The organism is Methylobacterium sp. J-070 (assembly GCF_022829385.1).
Classification (GTDB): domain Bacteria; phylum Pseudomonadota; class Alphaproteobacteria; order Rhizobiales; family Beijerinckiaceae; genus Methylobacterium.
Genome location: NZ_JAKSXX010000291.1, coordinates 1 through 17815 on the forward strand (window position 1 = coordinate 1; position 17815 = coordinate 17815).

Below are 17815 nucleotides of genomic sequence, written 5' to 3' on the forward strand. Positions count from 1 at the left end.
GGCGAGCCGCTCGGCGTCTCGGCGCAGGGCAAGAAGGTCTACGTGACCGACGTGAAGGGCAACACCGCCACGGTGACGATCCCGAACGTCATGCAGTCGAACGGCGTCATCCACGTGGTCAACGGCGTGATGATGCCCTGATCGCGTCGCGGGGGAGCGCCTGAGGCCCCGATCGGGCGCGGGCGCTCTCTCGCCCCGGCCCGCGGCGGGACCGCGGTCCGCGTGTCATTCGGCGATCAGCTTGCCGGTGTAGACCACCGGACCTGTGGGCTGGCCGGTCGGCGAGCCCCCGGGCGGCTCCACCGAGACCGCGATCACTCCGTCCGGCGTCGTCTCCGCCGGAAGCCTCACGCGGCTCTGCCCGGCGTCGACGAGACCGAGCGGCTTCGGCCCCTGCGTACCGACATACCACAATTCCAGGCTCCGATCCGCGGGGGCCTCGGCGTTGACGCGCCGCACCTGCGCGATGCCGGTGCGCGTGTCCACGCGCACGATCAGCGCCGGGAGCGTACCGCCGCCCTGCACCACCGCGAGATAGCGGCCGTCCGCGGGCTTCAGCGACGGTCCGACGGCCAGGAACAGCGCGAGGCCGGCGGCCAGCAACCCGGCCCCGCCGGCAGCGGTCCGCCAGCGGCGGAGCTGCGCGCGAAGCGCTTCGATCTGGCGCGCATCCGCTCCCCCCGGCTTCGGCAGGGCCCGGAGCAACGCCGCGCGCACGCGCGGCGGCGGCGGCTCGGCGGGAACCGCCTCCGCCAGCGGGCCCAGGCGACGCTCCCAGGCCGCGATCCGCGCCCGGGCGACCGGATCGCCGGCCGCCTCGCGCTCCACGGCCTCGCGCTCCCGCAGGTCCAGCGTCCCCAGGACGTATTCCGCCGCGCGCAGGTCGGCGTCGTCCGGGTCTGGCGCGCCGGTTCCGGTCACGACGCGGTCTCCAGGCAGGTCTTCAGGGCGGAAAGAGCCCGGTGCAGCCAGGTCTTGATCGTGTTCACGGGCCGATCGAACCGGAGGGCCAGCTCCTCGCGGGAGCGGCCTTCGCAATAGGCCCGCACCACGCACTCCCGGTGCAGCGGCTCGAGCCGGCCGAGGCAGGCGACGAGGGCGTCGCGGTCCAGGAACGCGGCGGCCCCGTCATGCGGATCGATCAGCCGTGCCACCCAGTCCTCGCCGCTATCCAGTTCCGGCCCCTGAACCTCGATCTTGCGGCGCACGCTGTCGATGGCGCGATTGCGTGCGATGGTGGCGAGCCAGGGCATCGGCCGGCCGGCTTCCGGCCTGTAGCCGCCCGCCGCCTGCCAGATCCGCATGTAGACGTCCTGAAGCACGTCCTCGGCCAGGGCCCGATCGCGCTGGATACGCAGGATCAGACCGTAAAGTTTCGGGCTCGTGAGATCGTAGAGCGCGGCCAGCGAGTCCGCCTCACCTCTGCCGATCCCCGCAATCAGCCGGCGCAACGCGGCGTCGTCGGCCAAGGTGGCTCCCCGTAAACACCGGGGCATCCTCCGCCGGACGCCCTCCCGAAGGCTGCTGTAGACCATTTTCCGTGAAGGAGAGGATACCGTGCGCGCGACGGCGGCTACGGTGCGAGGATCCGGCCGTCACGCGATCGCCGCGACCCTGGCCGGGAGCCCGGACGGCGGACCGTCGCGATCCCTTCGCGCATGGATCGCGCGTTGGGGCGCCGAACACCCGATCTCGCCCCAGGGGAGGGCCCGTCACCCTCGGCCGAGCCGCCCCTGCCCGAGGGCCATCGCGTGCAGGGCGATCCCCGCCGCGGTGGCGACGTTGAGCGAGTCGAAGCCCGCGGCCATCGGGATGCGGACCGGCCGGGCCCGGGCGAGCGTCGCCGCGTCGAGCCCGGGCCCCTCCGTGCCGAGGAGCAGCAGCGCGCGCGCCGGCACCGGGACGGCGTCCAGGGTCTCGGCGGCCCCCGGGCTGAGCGCCAGCACGTGCAGATCCAGCGTGGCGGCGCGCGCGCACCAATCCGCCCCCGCGGGAAGCCGCGCGAAGGGCTGGATCAGCGCGGCGCCGGCCGAGACGCGGATGCTCTTCCGGTAGAGCGGGTCGCAGCTCTCCGCGTCGAGGAGCACCGCGTCGGCCCCGAAGGCGGCGGCGTTGCGGAGGGCGGCGCCGACATTGTCGTGGTTGGTCAGCCCGGCAAGACCGAGCACCAGCGCCGACGCGGGCGGCGGCGGTACGAGCGCGGCCGCGTCGGGCTCCGGGCCGCGCAGGCCGATCGCCAGCACGCCGCGGTGGATCGGGAACCCCGCGACGGCGCTCATCACGCTCTTGGCGGCCAGATACACCGGCGGCGGCTCCCGGCAGGAGGCCAAGGCCCCGGCGAGCCCCGGCCAGCGCTCCGGCGCGAGCAGGATCGATTCGGCGCGGAAGCGGCTGCGGCGGCCGAGCAGCAGCCGCAGGGTCACCTCGCCCTCGGCGACGAAGCGGCCGGCGCGGCCGACGAGGTCGCGCTCGCGCATCCGCGTGTAGGGGTCGAGGCGGGGATCGTCCGGGTCGGTGACCGTCTCCGGAACCGGACCCACGTTCAGCCCTGCGACCGCTCGGTGCGGCCGGCGAGGGGGTCGGCCTCGGCCTTGGTCGGCACCTTCACCAGCGCCTCGCCGTCGAGCACGGTCTCGCCCGCCACCGAGCATTGGCAGGCGAGACGCGCGCGCCGCCGCTCGGGCATCAGCTCGGCGACCGTGACGGTCACCTCGACGACGTCGCCGATCCGCACCGGAGCGCGGAAGTTGAGGGTCTGCGAGATGTAGACCGCGCCCGGCCCCGGCAGGCGCGTGCCGAGCACCGCCGAGATCAGCCCGGCCGTGTACAGGCCGTGGGCGATGCGGGTGCCGAACGGCGTGCGCGCGGCGAAGTGTTCGGACAGGTGGATCGGGTTGCGGTCGCCGGTGATCTCGGCGAACCCCACCACGTCCGAGGAGGCGATGGTCTTCGACAGCGTCTCCGACAGTCCGACTTCGAGATCCTCGAAATAGAGCACGCGCAGTTCGGGCAGCATGGCTCGGCAGACCTCCGCTTCCGGCCGGTCTCTCGTCTCGCGCGGCCGGCTCCGGACATCGCCTCGCACGATCGCGGCGCCGAATCCACCCGGACGAAGGCGGAAGAGGCTCGAACTTTCTTGAGGCGCGGACAGGGTTTTCTCAACGGCCCTCGACTCGCGTGCCGCTCTCGGCGAAGACGCGCCCCGTGACCGACACCGACATTCCCCGGCCCGCGCCGCCCGCCCTCCGTCCGATCGTCGCCCGGGTGGCGGCGCTGAACCTCGGCTATTTCGGCATCGAGATCGCCGTGGCCCTCGCCATCGGCTCGGTGGCGCTCATCGCCGACAGCCTCGATTTCCTGGAGGACGCGGCGATCAACCTGCTGATCTTCGCCGGCCTCGGCTGGAGCGCGCGCAACCGCGCCCGGCTGGGCACCGCCATGGCGGGCATCCTGCTCCTGCCGGCCCTGGCGGGCGCCTACGCGGCCTACGGGAAGGTGGCGGATTTCACCGCCCCGGCGGCCCTGCCGCTGACCCTCGCGGGGATCGGGGCGCTCGCGGTGAACCTCACCTGCGCGCTGATGCTCGCCCGGCACCGCACGGGCGCGGGCAGCCTGACCCGGGCCGCCTACCTCTCGGCGCGCAACGACGCCTTCGCCAACCTCGCGATCATCGCGGCCGGCCTCGTGACGGCGCTCCATGCCTCGCCCTGGCCGGACCTCGTCGTGGCGGCCGGGATCGCCATCCTCAACGCCGATTCCGCCGCCGACATCCTCCGGGCCGCCGCGGCCGAGCGCCGGGCGGCGCGGTAGCCTCTCCCATGCGCATCTTCCCCATCTCGGACCTGCACCTGGAGCGGCGGCAGCTCGACCGGATCGCGCCGCCGACGGAGGCGTTCGACCTCCTCGCGTGCCCGGGGGACCTCCACGAGGGGCATCCGGAGCGCGGGCTGGCGGCCCTGCTGCAGCTCGCGCAGGGTCGGCCCATCGTGCTGGTGCCGGGCAATCACGAGCGCTACGCCCCGACCGGCGACTCGCGCACCGCGCCGGCGCTGCTGGCCGCGCTGGAGGCGGAGGTTGCGCGGCTGAACCGGGTGGGCGCCCGGATCCACCTGCTCCAGCGGGCACAGGGCTGCATCATCGACGGCGTCCGCTTCCTCGGCACCACCCTGTGGAGCGACTGGAGCCTCGCCGGCCGCTGGCTCGCCCCCGACACCCCCGACCGGCCGGACGATCCCGTGGCCTACGCGGCCGCCCGCATGACCGACCCGGTGACGGGCTCGCGGGAATACCGCGGGTCGATCCGCAAGGGCGACGGCACCCCGTGGCAGCCCGCGGACGCGATGGCGGAGCACCGCGCCGAGCGGGCGGCGCTGCACGCCGCGCTCCGGATCCTCCATGACGGTCCGACCGTGGTGGTGACCCATCATCCGGCGAGCCCGCTGGCGGCGGACCGGTTCCGGACAGCCCCCGGGGTGCCGTGGTGGGTGCCGGCCTTCTACGCCTCCACGGCCCTCGACGATCTCGCCGATCCCGAGCGGCCGGATCTGTGGATCTCCGGCCATTTCCACGCGGGCCACGACCTGCGGATCGGGCGCTGCCGGTGGGTCTCCAACCCGGTCGAGGGGACGACCTATCGGAGCGATGTCGTGCTGGAGGTCGCGGGTGCCTGATCGACGGCCCCGCGCGGCCGATCGCCCGAACCGGTCCGGACCTAACCCTCCGGCAGCACGATCCGGAAGCGGGCCCCGGCTTCGCCGTCATCGAGCGCCAGCGTGCCGCCGTTGATCCCGATCAGCTCGGCCGCGATCGGCAGGCCAAGACCGGTTCCGCCGGAGCGCATGGAGCCCTGGAACGGCGCGAACAGGTTCTCCCGGGCCCGCGCGGGCAGGCCGGGCCCATTGTCGGCGACCAGGATGGTGACGCGGCCGGGCTCGTCGCGGGTGGCCGCGACCCGCACCGCCGCGTCCGCGACCTTCGCGCCGTCCAGCGCCTGCACGGCGTTGCGGACGAGGTTGGCCAGTGCCCGGCCGAGCTGCTCCGGGTCGGCCTGGACGCAGAGGTCGGCCGCCGCCACCTGCACGGCGACCGGGTGGGCGGCCAGCGCGGCGAGATCCGGAAGCTCGGCGAAGATCGGTGCCAGCGGCGTGCGGACGAGCCGCGGCTCCCGCTCGGACACGCGCCCATAGGCGAGCGTCGCCTCGCAGAAGCGGATCGCCCGGGCGAGCGTGCCCACGAGGCGGGGCGCCACGCGCTGCACGGTCGGGTCGGCGGTCCCCTCCAGGCGGTCGCCCAGGAGTTGCGCGCCGGTGAGCAGGTTGCGCAGCTCGTGGCTGATCTTGCTTACCGCCAACCCCAGTTCGGCCAGCCGCCGCTTCTGGCGGAGCTGGTCGGCGAGGCTGCGCTGCATCCGCCCCAGCGCCCGCTCGGCCTGGCCGATCTCGTCGTTGCGGCGGGACGGGGCGATGATCCGGCCTGCATCCTCCGGGTCGTCCGCGAAGGCCGTGATGCTCGTGGCGAGCCGCCGCACCGGCCGCACGATCAGCACCTGCAGCACCACGAAGACGAGGCCCGCCGCCGCTGCGGCGATGATCAGCGAGGAGATCAGCAGCCGCAGCGCGTAATCGATCATCGCGGTGCGCAGCGGCGCCTCGTCCAGGAGGATCTCGACCCGCTCGAAGCCGATCCCGCCCTCGCCGACCACGCGGATCGGCTCCCGCACGGGGGCGACCAGGGTGCGCCACGCGCCCCGGATCGCCGACAGCGCCGTGACGTCGCGCAGGTCGACGGTGTCGGCGACCTGCTCGGGCATCGGCTCGAGCGCCAGCAGGCGCTGGGCGCCGCCGCCGCGGACCGCGATGGCCCGGGCGTTGACGCCCGCCAGCAACCGGCTCTCCAGGGCCTCCGAGACCGGCTCGCCCGTCCGCCCGTCGAGGACCAGGGCGGCCACCTGGGCGGCCGCCAGGCGGTCGGACATCCACTCGATCCGGTAATTGGCCACCGCCGGCACGTAGGTCAGCACCTCGGCCACCACCACGAAGGCGACGGTGACGAGGAACAGCCGGCCGGACAGGCCGAGGCGCGCCACGCGGCGCTCGGGCGCTTCCCGGGCAGGCGCGGCTGCCAGGGCCGCCGGTGCCGCTGCCGTCTCGGTTTTGGCCGGTACGCCGGTCACGCTTCGCGCGGTCATCGCGGATGCAGATCGGCGGCGTGGGGTTGGTCGATGCTCGAGCCGGGTCCGGCCTTCGCGGGAGACATGTTCACAAGCCCATATTCTCAGACCGGAATACAAGACCCCGGCGTTGAACACTACACGATATCCGGGCCGCTGCAGTTGGCCGAGGTCTGAAACACGGTGGGACTTCCTCGGCGCGCTCGCCTCAGCGGCGCCGCGCGCGCCGGCTCAGGAACAGGCCCGTGAGGGCGAAGACGGCCAGCATCGCGAGGCCCGCCACCATCTTCGGGGTCACGAGGGCCCGCAGCGCGAGGGCGTTCTCGCAACCGCCTTCGCCGGCGGCCAGGCAGGCTGCCCGGGCGGTTTCGTGGGCGGCCACCACGTCCTCGATCCCCGCCCCCGTGGTGGCGTATACGAACGCGCCCGGCAGGAGCCCCAGGAAGGTCGCGGGCACGAAGACCCGCATCTTCACCCCGAAGGCGGCCGGCGCGATGTTGGTCACCCAGAAGGGAAACAGCGGCAGGAGCCGCAGGACCGCGATGTAGCCGAACGCGTCCCGCCGGAAGCCCTCGGCCAAGCCCGCGAGGCGCGTGCCGCCCATCCGCTTCAGCAGCTCGACCCCGGGACCGCGGCCGATGGCGAACACGATCGCCGCGCCCGTGGTGGCGGCGCAGACCGCGGTGAGCGCCCCCGGCACGATCCCGAAGAGGAAGCCGCAGATCATCGTCAGGATCAGCGTGGCCGGGACCGACACCACCACGGCCGCGACGTACAGGCAGTAGGCCGAAACCAGCGCCTGCCCGTAGCCGGCCTCGACGAAGCCGCGCAGCCAGACCCGCGAGGCGAGCAGCCGGTCGAGGCTGAGGAGCTGCGCGGCCCCCGAGACGAGCACGACCGCCGACACGGAGAGGAGCAGCACCAGCGGCAGCCAGCGCCGCAGCCGCGTCCAGCGTCCCTCGCGCCGCTCGGCGAGGGGGGCGAGGTCGGATTCGCTCACCCGGGCTTGCGCATCCGCAGGATCTTGAAGAACCCGCCCGGGAAGGTCGGCTTGAGCCCCACGACCTCGACGCCGTTGCGCCGCGCCCAGGCCTCGATCCGGGTCGCCTTGAAGTCCGACGACCAGCCGATCTTGGTGCAGAGCGGCGCCACGATCTCCTCGACCCGGGCGACGGGGCCCTCGCTCTGGCCGAAATGGTTGGCCAGGACGATGCCGCCACCCGGGCGGACGACCCGGAGGAACTCGGACATCGCGGCCTCGGGGTCGGGCACCAGGGTGATCAGGAACTGCGCCACCACGGCGTCGAAGCTCGCGTCGGCGTAGCCCAGGTGGCAGACATCCATCACCTGCAGGCCCTTCACGTGCGACAGGTTCCGGCGCCGGACCTTCGCGCGGGCGCGCCGCAGCATGTCCTCGGAGAGGTCGACGCCGCAGACGAAGCTCGCCTTCGGGTAGTAGCCCAGCGCCAGCCCGGTGCCGACGCCGGCCTCGAGGATGCGCGGCCCGTGCTCGGCCGCCGCCTCGACGGCGGCGCGGGCGGCGGGCTCGGTGAGCTTGTCGTAGACCACGTCGTAGACGGGTGCCCAGCGGGCATAGGCCTTGCGCATCAGGGCCGTGCTCGGCCCGGCCATCTGCGGCTCGCTCAGCATCGTTCGGAATATCCAGAGGTTGAGATCAGGCGGCCTCGCGGGGCCGGGCCGACAACGCATCGACGCGCCGGATGGTGCCGCCGCCGAGGACCCGGGCCCGGGGGCCGTCATCCGCGTAGATCGCGCAGGCCTGGCCCGGCGAGACGCCGTCCTCGGGCTCGGCGAGCACGATCTCGGCCGCGCCGTCCGGCCCGACCGTGAGCGTCGCCGGGCGCGGCGGACGGGTCGAGCGCACGCGCACCGCCACGGCCAGGTCGCGCACGGCCTCGGGCGGGCCCTCGCCGAGCCAGTTCAGGTCCGAGAGGCGGATCCGGGTCGTCGCCAGGGCGGTGCGCGGGCCGACCACCACGCGGGCGGTGTCGGGTTCCAGGCGGACCACGTAGAGCGGCTCGGGCCCCGACAGGCCGAGACCCCGGCGCTGGCCCACCGTATAGTGCACGATGCCGTCGTGCCGCCCGAGGACGTGGCCCCCGAGATCGACGATCTCCCCCGGGCGGGCCGCGTCCGGGCGCAGGCGGGCGATCACGTCGCTGTAGCGGCCCTGCGGCACGAAGCAGATGTCCTGGCTGTCGGGCTTCTCGGCGAGCGACAGTCCGAGATCCTTCGCGAGCGCGCGGGTCTCGACCTTGGTCATCTCGCCCAGCGGAAAGCGCAGGAAGTCGAGCTGCGCCGCCGTGGTCGCATACAGGAAATAGCTCTGGTCCCGGGCCGGATCGCTGGCGCGGTGGAGCGCCCGGCCGCCGCCCGGCAGCGCCCGGCTCGCCACGTAATGCCCGGTGGCCAGCGCGTCGGCGTCCAGGTCCCGGGCGAGGCCCAGAAGGTCGCGGAACTTCACCGTGCGATTGCACTCGACGCAGGGGATCGGCGTCTCGCCGGCAAGGTAGCTCTCGGCGAACTTCTCGATGACCGCGTCGCGGAACCGGTCCTCGTAGTCGAGGACGTAGTGGGGAATGCCGAGATGCTCCGCCGCCGCCCGGGCGTCGTGGATGTCCTGGCCGGCGCAGCAGGCGCCCTTGCGGTGGCTCGCCGCGCCGTGGTCGTAGAGCTGGAGCGTGACGCCGACCACGTCGAAGCCCTGCCGCTTCAGCAGGCCCGCCACCACGGAAGAATCGACGCCGCCCGACATGGCGACGACGACGCGCGTCTCGTGGGGAGCTTTGGGGAGATCGAGGGCGTTCATCGCATGGATCCGCAGCCGCCGGCTCGGAAGCTTCCCGGCTGCACGGCCCGTCTATAGCGAGACTCCGCCCGGCTTTCCAGGGCGGCGGCTTCCGTTGCCGCGAAGGCGGGAAAACACGGGTCGGGACGCGCCCCGGACCGACGACCCTTTTGGCGGCGGCCGCGCGGCGGAGCCCGGGACCCGGTGCCGCCGGCCTCGCCGGATCTGCACCGCGGGACCTGCCCGGCAGGGCCCGCATCGACGGGGCTTCCGGATCCCGGTGCGGCCGCCGACCCGGCAGATCCTGCCGGGCGCACGGCAGCTTCGACCGCGTCGGCGCCCCGAGGTGGCGGGGAAACTCCAATACCGTCAGAATCTTACGCCTGCGCCGCGATGGCGCGCGGCTTGCTCCGGAGACCGCGAGAGGAGCCCTGTATGGCGAGCGGTACGGCGGATCGGTTGGATGTCACCGCATGGATCCCGTCCGCGCGCACCGCGCCCGCGGCGCGTTCGAGCTGGGAGGCGGCGGGCGTCGCGTCCCGCTCCGGCACCTCGTCGCAGGATCGCTTCGGCGCGGCCTTGAGTGCCGCCAGGGCCGAGGATGACGCGGCGGCGGTCCGGACCCGCACGGCGAACCGGCGCGACGACAGGGAGGCCGTGCAGGACCGGCAGGCGACCCAGCGCGATCAGGCCGAGGCGAGCCGCGCCACGACGGAGCGCGCCCGGGACGCCGCCGTGCAGGCCGATGCCCGGGCCGAAGACAGGCGGGCGAGCATCGCCAAGCCGACGGCGAGCGCGGCGGCCCGGCCGCAGGGCGCCGCGCAGGCGCAGGATCGACCCGCCCCCTCGGGCGCGATTGCGGACAAGAAGGCCACCGCCGCGACGCAGACCGGGAAGGTGGATCGCACCGCCCCGCAGCCCCGCGATGCCGCGGAGGCCGCCCGGGATGGCGCGCCCGACCCGGGCGCCGCCGCCACGCAGGACGCAGGACAGACCGACCCGGCGGTGCCGCCCGCTCAGGCCGACGCCACCGCGTCGCCGCAGCAGGCGGATCCTGCGGCGCAGCCCGCAAATTCCGATCCGACCGCCACGCTGCTCGCCCTCCTGGCCACGCTGGCCGAAGGGGCGCCGGTCCGCGCCGCCGGAATCCCCGGGGACGAGACCGGATCCGGGAAAGACGGCGCGGCCGGCGACGGGACGGTCGTCGCCGCGAAGTCCGGGTCGGGCGCGGCTGCCCCCGCCCCGGCGCTGCCTGGCCCGCCGGGGGCCGGCTCCGTTGGGGAGGCGCCTGCGGCCCTGGGCGCGGTCTCCGGCAACGGCCGAGCGACCGCCGATGCGCGATCGTCCGCCGCCGCGGCGACACTCGGCCAGGCCGGAAAGATCGCCGCCGCCGGGGACGCCGCGCCGGCTGCCGCCGGCGACCCCGCTGCCGCCGCCGCCGCCTCGGATTTCCTCGCCGCGCTGGCGGATACCGGCCAGGGCGGCGTCTCAGCGACCCCGCAGAATCCGGCCGGGGGCCAGCCGCAGGGGCCGATGCCCGCGCCCCAGGGCGGTCCGACGCTCGCACCGTCCGCCGGGACGTCCGCCGCCGGACACGCCGCGGCGGCGCCCCCGGCCGGCATGTCCGCCGCGGCGGATCCCGCCATCCCGATCGGGCAGGTGCCGATGGCCATCGGGCTGCGCTCCCTGGGCGGGTCGAACGCGTTCCAGATCCGCCTCGACCCGGTCGAGCTGGGACGGATCGACGTCAAGCTCGAGATCGACAAGGCGCGCGGCACGGTCATGACCCATCTGGTGGTCGACCGGCCCGAGACCCTGGCGATGCTCCAGCGGGATGCGGGCCAGCTGCAGCAGGCGCTGTCCCAGACCGGCCTCGACCCGTCCGGCGGTGGCCTAAACCTGTCGCTGCGCAGCGATGGCAGCGCCCAGGGCGGCGGAGGCGGCCAGCAGGACAATGCGCCCCGGGGCGGCGCGACGTCCTGGACCCGGGATCAGGCAGAGCCCCCGCAGGACATCACCCCCACCCGCTGGCTGCGCGGCTACGGCGGGGTCGACATCAGGATCTAGCGCGCGATGGGGGATGCGGGCAGCCCGGATCCCCGGAAAACATCGCGCGATAACAGAGACATAGAACCGGCGACGGCCTTCGTGAGACGGGCGCGTCGCCGACCTATACGGAATCATCGCGCGTCCGGGCCCAGCGCCCCGATGCGGCACGGGAGACAACGGCATGACCACCGGCATATCCAGCGTCACCAACACGTCGGCCACGACCGGCTCGTCGACCGCCAGCAGCGGCGACGCCACCGAGATCGCCAGCAATTTCACGCAGTTCCTGACGCTGCTCACCACGCAGCTCAAGAACCAGAATCCCCTCGACCCGATGGACACCAACCAGTTCACGCAGCAGCTGGTGCAGTTCGCCGGCGTCGAGCAGCAGCTCAAGTCGAACGACCGCCTCGACAGCATCCTGAGCGCGTCGCAATCGGCGAGCTCGGCCTCGGCCACGAGCTACATCGGCAAGACGATCACGGCGGACGGCAGCACCTCGCAGCTCTCCGGCGGCTCGGCCTCCTGGAACCTCAGCCCGGCCCGCGCCGCCTCGAAGGCCGTGATCACGATCCTGGACTCCAAGAACAACGTCGTGGCGACGCAGACCACGTCGCTCGCCGCCGGAAGCCAGACCTACACGTGGAACGGCAAGACCTCGGCCGGGCTGACCTCGGCCGATGGCAACTACTCGATCAAGGTCTCCGCCACCGACGCCACCGGCGCCAACGTCGCCGTCGACACGAGCCTGACCGGCACGGTGGACGAGGTCGACCTCAGCGGGACGACGCCCGTGCTGATCGTCGGCTCGCAGAAAGTACCGCTGTCGAGCGTGCAAACCATCGGGTTGTCCACAAGTGGCACCTAACGAATCACATCCGAGTGACTCGCTTCAACATCTCTTAAGCGAGCGCAAGTATGTTCAATGCTCGACAGGTCAGTCGAGTGTAGAGCGTATCATGACCGAACCCAGCCGCCCGAGAGTTAAGTACGTGATCGGGCCCGACGGAAGCCCGCTGACCATCGCCGACCTTCCGCCTCCCAGCACCCGCCGCTGGGTGATCCGCCGCAAGGCCGAGGTCGTGGCCGCCGTCCGTGGCGGGCTCCTCAGCCTCGAGGAAGCCTGCAAGCGCTACACCCTGACCACCGAGGAATTTCTGAGCTGGCAGTTCTCGATCGACCAGCACGGTCTGGCCGGTCTGCGCACCACACGGATCCAGCACTACCGCCACTAGGTCCGGGGCGCCGGCATGGGATCCGTATCCCGCGCCGACCGTCGCCGAGGGGTCTCGAAGCCGCGTCCGAACCCCGGATGCGGCTTTTCGGCTTTCCCGCAACCGGAAGATCCCTCCGCGTGGCCCTGCATTAACGCCACGCTAACCATGGACCGGGCAATTTCTGCCGAGCGGGTCGTAGGGGTCCGCCCCGCGTTCAGAGTGCAGTGAACCATCCCGTGAAGCCGGTCCTCGATCTCGTCACGAAGCTCGGACCGGCCCGCATCGCCGCCATGGCGGCGGTGACCCTGACGTTGATCGGCTTCTTCGCCTTCATCATCCTGCGGGTGTCGCGACCCGACATGGGGGTGCTGTTCTCGGACCTGTCGATGCAGGATTCCGCCGCGGTGGTCCGCGAACTCGACAGCCGCGGCATCCGCTACGAGACCAAGGGCGACGCGGGCCAGACCATCATGGCGCCCAGGTCCGACCTCGCCAAGCTGCGCATGGACCTCGCCGGCAAGGGCCTGCCGGTGCAGGGCGGCGTCGGTTACGAGATCTTCGACAAGGGCGACGCGTTCTCGTCCACCAATTTCGTCCAGAACGTGAACCACCTGCGCGCCCTGGAGGGCGAGCTCGCCCGCTCGATCCGGGCGATCGGCCGGGTCCAGGCGGCGCGCGTACACCTCGTTCTGCCCGAGCGCCGCCTGTTCGAGCGCGACCGCGAGACCCCGAGCGCCGCCATCGTCCTGAAGCTCATGGGCGACCTCGATGCCGGTCAGGTGCGGGCGATCCGCCACCTCGCGGCCTCCGCGGTCGAGGGGCTGAAGCCCGAGCGGGTCTCGATCGTCGACGAGCGCGGCCGGTTGCTCGCGGACGGCGCCCGGGGCGCGGAGTCCGACGCCGCCAGCGGCTTCGAGGACCGGCAGATCGCCCTGGAGCGGCGCCTGCGCGGCCAGGTCGAGGACGTGGTGGCGGGGATCGTGGGACCGGGCCGGGCCCGCGTCCAGGTCAATGCGGAACTCGACCTCAACCGGATCGAGAGCCGTTCCGAAACCTTCGACCCGGAGAGCCGGGTGGTGCGCTCCGCCCAGACCCGGACCGAATCGGCCCTGACCAGCAACGCCGACGGTCAGGTCACGGTCGGCAACGAGCTGCCGGGCGCCAACGGCGCCGACAAGGCGCCCGCGCCGAAGGACGCGACCAACAAGAACGAGGAGACCACCAACTACGAGATCTCCCGCGTCACCAAGACCGAGATCGCCGAGGGCGGCCGGATCAAGCGCCTGTCGGTGGCGGTGGTGGTGGACGGGGTCTACGCCACGTCCCCCGACGGCAAGCAGACCTACAGCCCCCGCGCGCCCGCCGAGATCGAGCGGATCACCGCCCTGGTGCGCAGCGCGGTTGGGCTCGACAAGGGCCGGGGCGACCAGATCGAGGTGGTGAACCTTCGCTTCGCGGAAGCCCCGAGCGTGCCGCAATTCACCGAGCCGAGCCTCGTCCAGTCGCTGCTCGCCCCCACCAAGGAGGACGTGCTGCGCATGGCCGAACTCGCCGTGCTGGCGCTGCTCACCCTGATCGTCCTGCTCACGGTGGTGCGCCCGCTGGTGCGTCAGGTCCTGGCCCCGGTCCCGGCGGCGCCGTCGCTGGCCGGGCCCGGGATGGCGATCGCCGGCGACGCGTCCGCGCTCGCGGGCCCGGGTGCCACGATCGCGGTCATCGACCGGGACAACCCGACCGCGCGGCTGATGGAATTCGCCAAGATCAACGGCCAGGTCCAGGCCGAGACGGTCCAGCGCGTGGTCGACATGGTCCGGGCGAGCCCGGCCGAGACCGTCGAGGTGCTGCGCACCTGGATCCAGGAAGAGTGATGCGTAGGGGGTCGAGGGCAGGCTGATGGCGGCAGGTTTGGCGACAGGGATGATGGCCGGTCTCGCGAACGGCATGGCCAGTGCGGGCGGCGACTCGTTCGCCACGATGCCCGGCCCGCAGCGCGCCGCCGCGCTGCTGCTGATGCTCGGCGAGGAAGAGGGCGCGCCGATCTGGCAGATGCTGGAGGAGGAGGAGGTCAAGAAGGTCAGCCACGCGATGGTCCAGCTCGGTACGCTGGAGGTCGCCACCGTCGAGCGGCTGATCATCGAGTTCGTCACGCGGCTCAGCAACAGCGGCGGCATCTCGTCGAACTTCGAGCGGACCGAGGCGCTGCTCCTGAAGATCTTCCCCAGCGACCAGGTCTCGCTGATCATGGCGGAGATCAAGGGCGCGTCCGGCAAGCGCGTCTGGGCGTCGATCGCCCAGGTCGACCCGGAGATCCTCGCCTCGTTCCTGCGCAACGAATACCCGCAGACCGTCGCGGTGGTGCTCTCCCGGGTGCGGGCCGACTACGCCGCCAAGGTGCTCACCATCCTGCCCGAGGATTTCGCCATCGACTGCCTCAACCGGATGCTGCGCATGGAGACGGTCCAGAAGGAGGCCCTGCGCCACATCGAGGAGACGCTCCGCGTCGAGTTCGTCTCCACCATCGCGCAGACCCAGCGCCGCGACGCCCACGAGATGATGGCCGACGTGTTCAACGCCTTCGACCGGCAGACGGAGGGCCGCTTCCTCGCCGCCCTCGACCAGGCGAATCGCGGCTCGGCCAAGCGCATCCGCGAGCTGATGTTCACCTTCGAGGACCTGCTGAAGCTCGATCCGGGCAGCGTCCAGACCCTGATGCGCAAGATCGACGGCGACACCCTGTGCCGGGCCCTGAAGGGCGCCAACGAGCCGACCCGGGCCTTCTTCATGAAGCAGATGTCGACCCGCGCCGCCAAGAACCTCACGGACGAGATGGCCTCGCTCGGGCCGGTCCGTCTCAAGGAGGTCGACGAGGCGCAGGCCAAGATGACCGAGATCGCCAAGGACCTCGCCGAGAAGGGCGAGATCATGATCGCCAAGAATAGCGCCGAGGAGGAGCTGGTCTATTGAGCGCTCAAGCCTCCCGGAGCGCGAAGCCGTTCCTGTTCGAGACGGACTTCCGCAGCGCCCGCCCGAGCGCCGAGACGCAGCGCGCCGCCGAGGCCGCCGCCCGCGCCGAGGCCGAGGCCCATGCCCGCGGCCTGCAGGACGGGCGCGCCCAGGCCGAATCGCAGGCGCAGGGAAGGCTCGCCGACGCCATGACGCGGCTCGCCCTCGCGGCCGCGGGCCTTCTCGCCCAGGCCGACGCCCGCGACGCCGAGCGGGAGGCCCAGGCCGTCGAAGTGGCCATGCTGATCGCCCGCAAGGTGGCGGGGGACGCGCTGGACGCCGCGCCGCTCGCCGGCATCGGCGAGGCGGCCCGGACGGCGCTCCAGCACCTGCGCGGCGTGCCCCACCTCGTGGTGCGGGTGCATGACGGTCTGGTCGAGGAGGCCGAAACCCTGGTGAAGCGCCTGGCGCGCGAGCGCGGCTACGAGGGCCGCCTCGTGGTGCTGGGCGACCCCGACATGGCCGCGGGCGACGCCCGCATCGAATGGGCGGACGGCGGCATCGTGCGGGAGCGTGCCCGCATCGAGGCGGCCGTCCTGGACGCCCTCGGCCTGACGCCGAGCCCGTGAAGGAACCCGGATGTCCGACGATTTCACCCTGCCCCAGCTCGGCGATCACGACCCCGACTACGCGACGGACTCGATCCGCGACGCGCCGACGTCTCCGAAGACCGCCTCCGACCTCGAGCAGCTCTTCGACGTGCCCGTGATGGTCTCGGCGGTGCTCGGCTCCGCCCGGATGCCGATCGGCGACCTGCTCCGGCTGGCGCCCGGCGCCGTGCTCGAACTCGATCGGAAGGTCGGCGAGGCGATCGACGTGTACGTCAACAACCGGCTGGTCGCCCGGGGCGAGGTCGTCCTCGTCGAGGACCGGCTCGGCGTGACGATGACCGAGATCGTCAAGGGTTGACGCGCCGGGCCGGAAATTTTTCGGCGCGGGCGCCGGGGGGCGGTCCGCGCCAGGATGTTTGAGAGGGACGAACCATGCGGCTCCTGATGATCGGGCGGCTCAACGGCGAGCTGATCACCGCCTCGAAGATTGCCATGCAGCGCGGCGCGTCCGTGACGCAGGCCGACGCGGTGCCGCAGGGCCTCAACGTCCTGCGCGCCCGGGGCGCCGACCTGATCATGATCGACGTCTCCCTCCCCATCCGCGACCTCGTCTCGGCCCTGGAGGCGGAGCGGATCCGCACCCCGGTGGTCGCCTGCGGGGTCTCGGCCGACGCCCAGGCCGCCGTGGCGGCGATCCGGGCCGGCGCCAAGGAATACATCCCGCTCCCGCCCGACCCCGAGATGATCGCCGCGGTGCTGGAGGCGGTCGCCACCGACCGCGCCGCCTTCGTCTGGCGCGATCCGTCGATGGAGCGGGTGGTCCGGCTCGCCGAACAGGTCGCCCGGTCCGAGGCCTCGGTGCTGATCACGGGCGAGAGCGGCACCGGCAAGGAGGTGCTGGCCCGCCACGTCCACCAGAAATCCAACCGGGCGGGGAAGCCCTTCGTCTCGGTCAACTGTGCGGCGATCCCCGAGGCGCTCCTCGAATCCGAGCTGTTCGGCCACGAGAAGGGCGCGTTCACCGGCGCGGTGGCCCGGCGCATTGGCCGGTTCGAGGAGGCCAACGGCGGCACGCTGCTCCTCGACGAGATCTCCGAGATGGACGTGCGCCTCCAGTCGAAGCTGCTGAGGGCCCTGCAGGAGCGGGTGATCGACCGGGTCGGCGGCACCGCTCCGGTTCGGGTCGACATCCGCGTGCTGGCGACCTCGAACCGCAATCTCGTGGAGGAGGTCCGCAAGGGCACGTTCCGCGAGGACCTGTTCTACCGGCTCAACGTCGTGGCCCTGCGCCTGCCGCCGCTGCGCGAGCGCCCGGCCGACATCCTGGAGCTCGCCGACCATTTCGCCAGGAAATACGCCGCGGTGAACGGCGCGCCCGCGCGCCCGCTCTCCGCGGAGGCCCGCGCGCTGGTGCTGAAGAACCCCTGGCGCGGAAACGTCCGCGAGCTGGAGAACACGATGCACCGGGCGGTGCTGCTCGCCTCGGGCGACGCCATCGGCCCCGAGGCCATCCTCTCGCCGGAGGGCGAGGCGATCGCCGCGGAGGGGCCGGCGGCGCGGGCCGCCCAGGTCGCGGAGGCCGCCACCCGCGGCCTCGTGGGGCGGACCGTCGCGCAGGTCGAGTGCGACCTGATCCTCGATACCCTCGACCATTGCCTCGGCAACCGCACCCACGCCGCCAAGATCCTGGGCATCTCGATCCGGACCCTGCGCAACAAGCTCAACGAATACGTCTCGGCCGGGCTCGACGTGGCCGAGCCCGGCGGGGTGCGGGCGGCCGTGGCCTGCGGATAGGCTGGTCCGGCACGGGGTCGCGGCGGGGCGCGACGGATCGGCCGGGCAGAGGCCCCCGGGTCCCTGCAGCGACAGCGCCTCGGGGACGATGTGTCCGCGACCGACCGCGCCATCTCGGGGATGCCCTGCCGCCGGAGATTCTCTCGGCCGTACCATCAGGCGCCCGATCAGTCCGACGCGCCGCGGGCGAGCCCGGGATGACGCAGTTAGGGCTTCAGCGTCC

General features: G+C 72.8%; 19 protein-coding genes. 11 read left to right on the forward strand and 8 right to left on the reverse strand.

All coding sequences use genetic code 11. The features are described from left to right. Window positions 1–141 (forward strand): fasciclin domain-containing protein (locus MKL01_RS33440; RefSeq protein ID WP_243904274.1); only part of this gene is annotated, 141 nt, incomplete at its 5' end. Between the two features lie 84 nt (window positions 142–225). Here MKL01_RS33440 and MKL01_RS33445 read toward each other — a convergent pair. The 4 genes from MKL01_RS33445 to croR form a co-directional block, all read right to left on the reverse strand. Continuing rightward, the gene (locus tag MKL01_RS33445; RefSeq protein ID WP_243909475.1) at window positions 226–921 is read right to left on the reverse strand and encodes an anti-sigma factor domain-containing protein; all 696 of its coding nucleotides are present in this window, start codon (window positions 919–921) and stop codon (window positions 226–228) included. Beyond that, a complete protein-coding gene (locus MKL01_RS33450) occupies window positions 918–1469 on the reverse strand; it encodes a sigma-70 family RNA polymerase sigma factor (RefSeq protein WP_243909476.1) in 552 nt (183 codons plus the stop codon). Before MKL01_RS33450 ends, MKL01_RS33445 begins: the two co-directional genes overlap by 4 nt. A gap of 243 nt (window positions 1470–1712) precedes the next feature. Further along, entirely contained in the window at window positions 1713–2540 is an 828-nt protein-coding gene (locus tag MKL01_RS33455) for a TrmH family RNA methyltransferase (protein WP_243909477.1), read from the reverse strand. Window positions 2541–2542: 2 nt separating this feature from the next. Further along, the gene (gene croR, locus MKL01_RS33460) at window positions 2543–3016 is read right to left on the reverse strand and encodes a 3-hydroxybutyryl-CoA dehydratase (protein ID WP_243909478.1); all 474 of its coding nucleotides are present in this window, start codon (window positions 3014–3016) and stop codon (window positions 2543–2545) included. A gap of 203 nt (window positions 3017–3219) precedes the next feature. On the opposite strand from croR, the gene MKL01_RS33465 reads away from it, so the two are divergent. Beyond that, complete coding sequence (locus MKL01_RS33465) at window positions 3220–3810, forward strand: cation transporter (protein ID WP_243909551.1); 591 nt, start codon at window positions 3220–3222, stop codon at window positions 3808–3810. A gap of 8 nt (window positions 3811–3818) precedes the next feature. Continuing rightward, window positions 3819–4670: a metallophosphoesterase gene (locus tag MKL01_RS33470; protein WP_243909479.1), complete on the forward strand. Its 852-nt coding sequence runs from the start codon at window positions 3819–3821 to the stop codon at window positions 4668–4670. 41 nt (window positions 4671–4711) lie between these two features. Here the strand turns inward: MKL01_RS33470 and MKL01_RS33475 are convergent, their stop codons facing one another. From MKL01_RS33475 to mnmA, 4 genes are all read right to left on the reverse strand, one after another. Then, the gene (locus MKL01_RS33475) at window positions 4712–6187 is read right to left on the reverse strand and encodes a sensor histidine kinase (protein WP_243909480.1); all 1476 of its coding nucleotides are present in this window, start codon (window positions 6185–6187) and stop codon (window positions 4712–4714) included. A gap of 190 nt (window positions 6188–6377) precedes the next feature. Then, on the reverse strand, window positions 6378–7169 hold the full coding sequence (locus MKL01_RS33480; RefSeq protein WP_243909481.1) for a TVP38/TMEM64 family protein: 792 nt from the start codon (window positions 7167–7169) through the stop codon (window positions 6378–6380). Then, window positions 7166–7819, reverse strand: a complete 654-nt coding sequence (locus tag MKL01_RS33485) for a class I SAM-dependent methyltransferase (protein WP_243909482.1) — start codon at window positions 7817–7819, stop codon at window positions 7166–7168. Before MKL01_RS33485 ends, MKL01_RS33480 begins: the two co-directional genes overlap by 4 nt. A 25-nt stretch (window positions 7820–7844) precedes the next feature. Beyond that, window positions 7845–8999 carry a tRNA 2-thiouridine(34) synthase MnmA gene (gene mnmA / locus MKL01_RS33490; protein WP_243909483.1) on the reverse strand — a complete coding sequence of 385 codons (1155 nt, stop codon included), beginning with the start codon at window positions 8997–8999 and terminating at the stop codon, window positions 7845–7847. A 414-nt stretch (window positions 9000–9413) separates the two neighbouring features. Between mnmA and MKL01_RS33495 the strand changes: the two genes are divergently transcribed. From MKL01_RS33495 to MKL01_RS33530, 8 genes are all read left to right on the forward strand, one after another. After that, window positions 9414–11045, forward strand: coding sequence for a flagellar hook-length control protein FliK (locus tag MKL01_RS33495; RefSeq protein ID WP_243909484.1), 1632 nt, complete (start codon window positions 9414–9416; stop codon window positions 11043–11045). 163 nt (window positions 11046–11208) lie between these two features. Next, entirely contained in the window at window positions 11209–11895 is a 687-nt protein-coding gene (locus MKL01_RS33500) for a flagellar hook assembly protein FlgD (protein ID WP_243909485.1), read from the forward strand. Between the two features lie 91 nt (window positions 11896–11986). After that, window positions 11987–12262, forward strand: coding sequence for a DUF1153 domain-containing protein (locus tag MKL01_RS33505; RefSeq protein ID WP_007569077.1), 276 nt, complete (start codon window positions 11987–11989; stop codon window positions 12260–12262). Between the two features lie 218 nt (window positions 12263–12480). Further along, entirely contained in the window at window positions 12481–14112 is a 1632-nt protein-coding gene (gene fliF / locus MKL01_RS33510) for a flagellar basal-body MS-ring/collar protein FliF (protein WP_243909486.1), read from the forward strand. A gap of 49 nt (window positions 14113–14161) precedes the next feature. After that, window positions 14162–15208 carry a flagellar motor switch protein FliG gene (locus tag MKL01_RS33515; RefSeq protein WP_243909487.1) on the forward strand — a complete coding sequence of 349 codons (1047 nt, stop codon included), beginning with the start codon at window positions 14162–14164 and terminating at the stop codon, window positions 15206–15208. Continuing rightward, window positions 15205–15816: a FliH/SctL family protein gene (locus MKL01_RS33520; RefSeq protein ID WP_243909488.1), complete on the forward strand. Its 612-nt coding sequence runs from the start codon at window positions 15205–15207 to the stop codon at window positions 15814–15816. The genes MKL01_RS33515 and MKL01_RS33520 overlap by 4 nt, the downstream gene beginning before the upstream one ends. Before the next feature lie 10 nt (window positions 15817–15826). Continuing rightward, window positions 15827–16156: a flagellar motor switch protein FliN gene (fliN, locus tag MKL01_RS33525; RefSeq protein WP_243909489.1), complete on the forward strand. Its 330-nt coding sequence runs from the start codon at window positions 15827–15829 to the stop codon at window positions 16154–16156. Window positions 16157–16230: 74 nt separating this feature from the next. Further along, window positions 16231–17592 (forward strand): sigma-54-dependent transcriptional regulator, encoded by a 1362-nt coding sequence (locus MKL01_RS33530; RefSeq protein ID WP_243909490.1) that lies wholly within the window; start codon window positions 16231–16233, stop codon window positions 17590–17592. The last annotated feature ends 223 nt before the right edge of the window (window positions 17593–17815 follow it).

Bases quoted from the DNA above. Each gene is read 5' to 3' on its own strand.
- MKL01_RS33530 (WP_243909490.1), top strand. From the start codon at position 16,231: ATGCGGCTCCTGATGATCGGGCGGCTCAACGGCGAGCTGATCACCGCC.
- MKL01_RS33485 (WP_243909482.1), bottom strand. From the start codon at position 7,819: ATGCTGAGCGAGCCGCAGATGGCCGGGCCGAGCACGGCCCTGATGCGC.
- MKL01_RS33495 (WP_243909484.1), top strand. From the start codon at position 9,414: ATGGCGAGCGGTACGGCGGATCGGTTGGATGTCACCGCATGGATCCCG.
- MKL01_RS33470 (WP_243909479.1), top strand. From the start codon at position 3,819: ATGCGCATCTTCCCCATCTCGGACCTGCACCTGGAGCGGCGGCAGCTC.
- mnmA (WP_243909483.1), bottom strand. From the start codon at position 8,999: ATGAACGCCCTCGATCTCCCCAAAGCTCCCCACGAGACGCGCGTCGTC.
- MKL01_RS33475 (WP_243909480.1), bottom strand. From the start codon at position 6,187: ATGACCGCGCGAAGCGTGACCGGCGTACCGGCCAAAACCGAGACGGCA.
- croR (WP_243909478.1), bottom strand. From the start codon at position 3,016: ATGCTGCCCGAACTGCGCGTGCTCTATTTCGAGGATCTCGAAGTCGGA.
- MKL01_RS33515 (WP_243909487.1), top strand. From the start codon at position 14,162: ATGATGGCCGGTCTCGCGAACGGCATGGCCAGTGCGGGCGGCGACTCG.
- fliN (WP_243909489.1), top strand. From the start codon at position 15,827: ATGTCCGACGATTTCACCCTGCCCCAGCTCGGCGATCACGACCCCGAC.
- MKL01_RS33500 (WP_243909485.1), top strand. From the start codon at position 11,209: ATGACCACCGGCATATCCAGCGTCACCAACACGTCGGCCACGACCGGC.
- MKL01_RS33505 (WP_007569077.1), top strand. From the start codon at position 11,987: ATGACCGAACCCAGCCGCCCGAGAGTTAAGTACGTGATCGGGCCCGAC.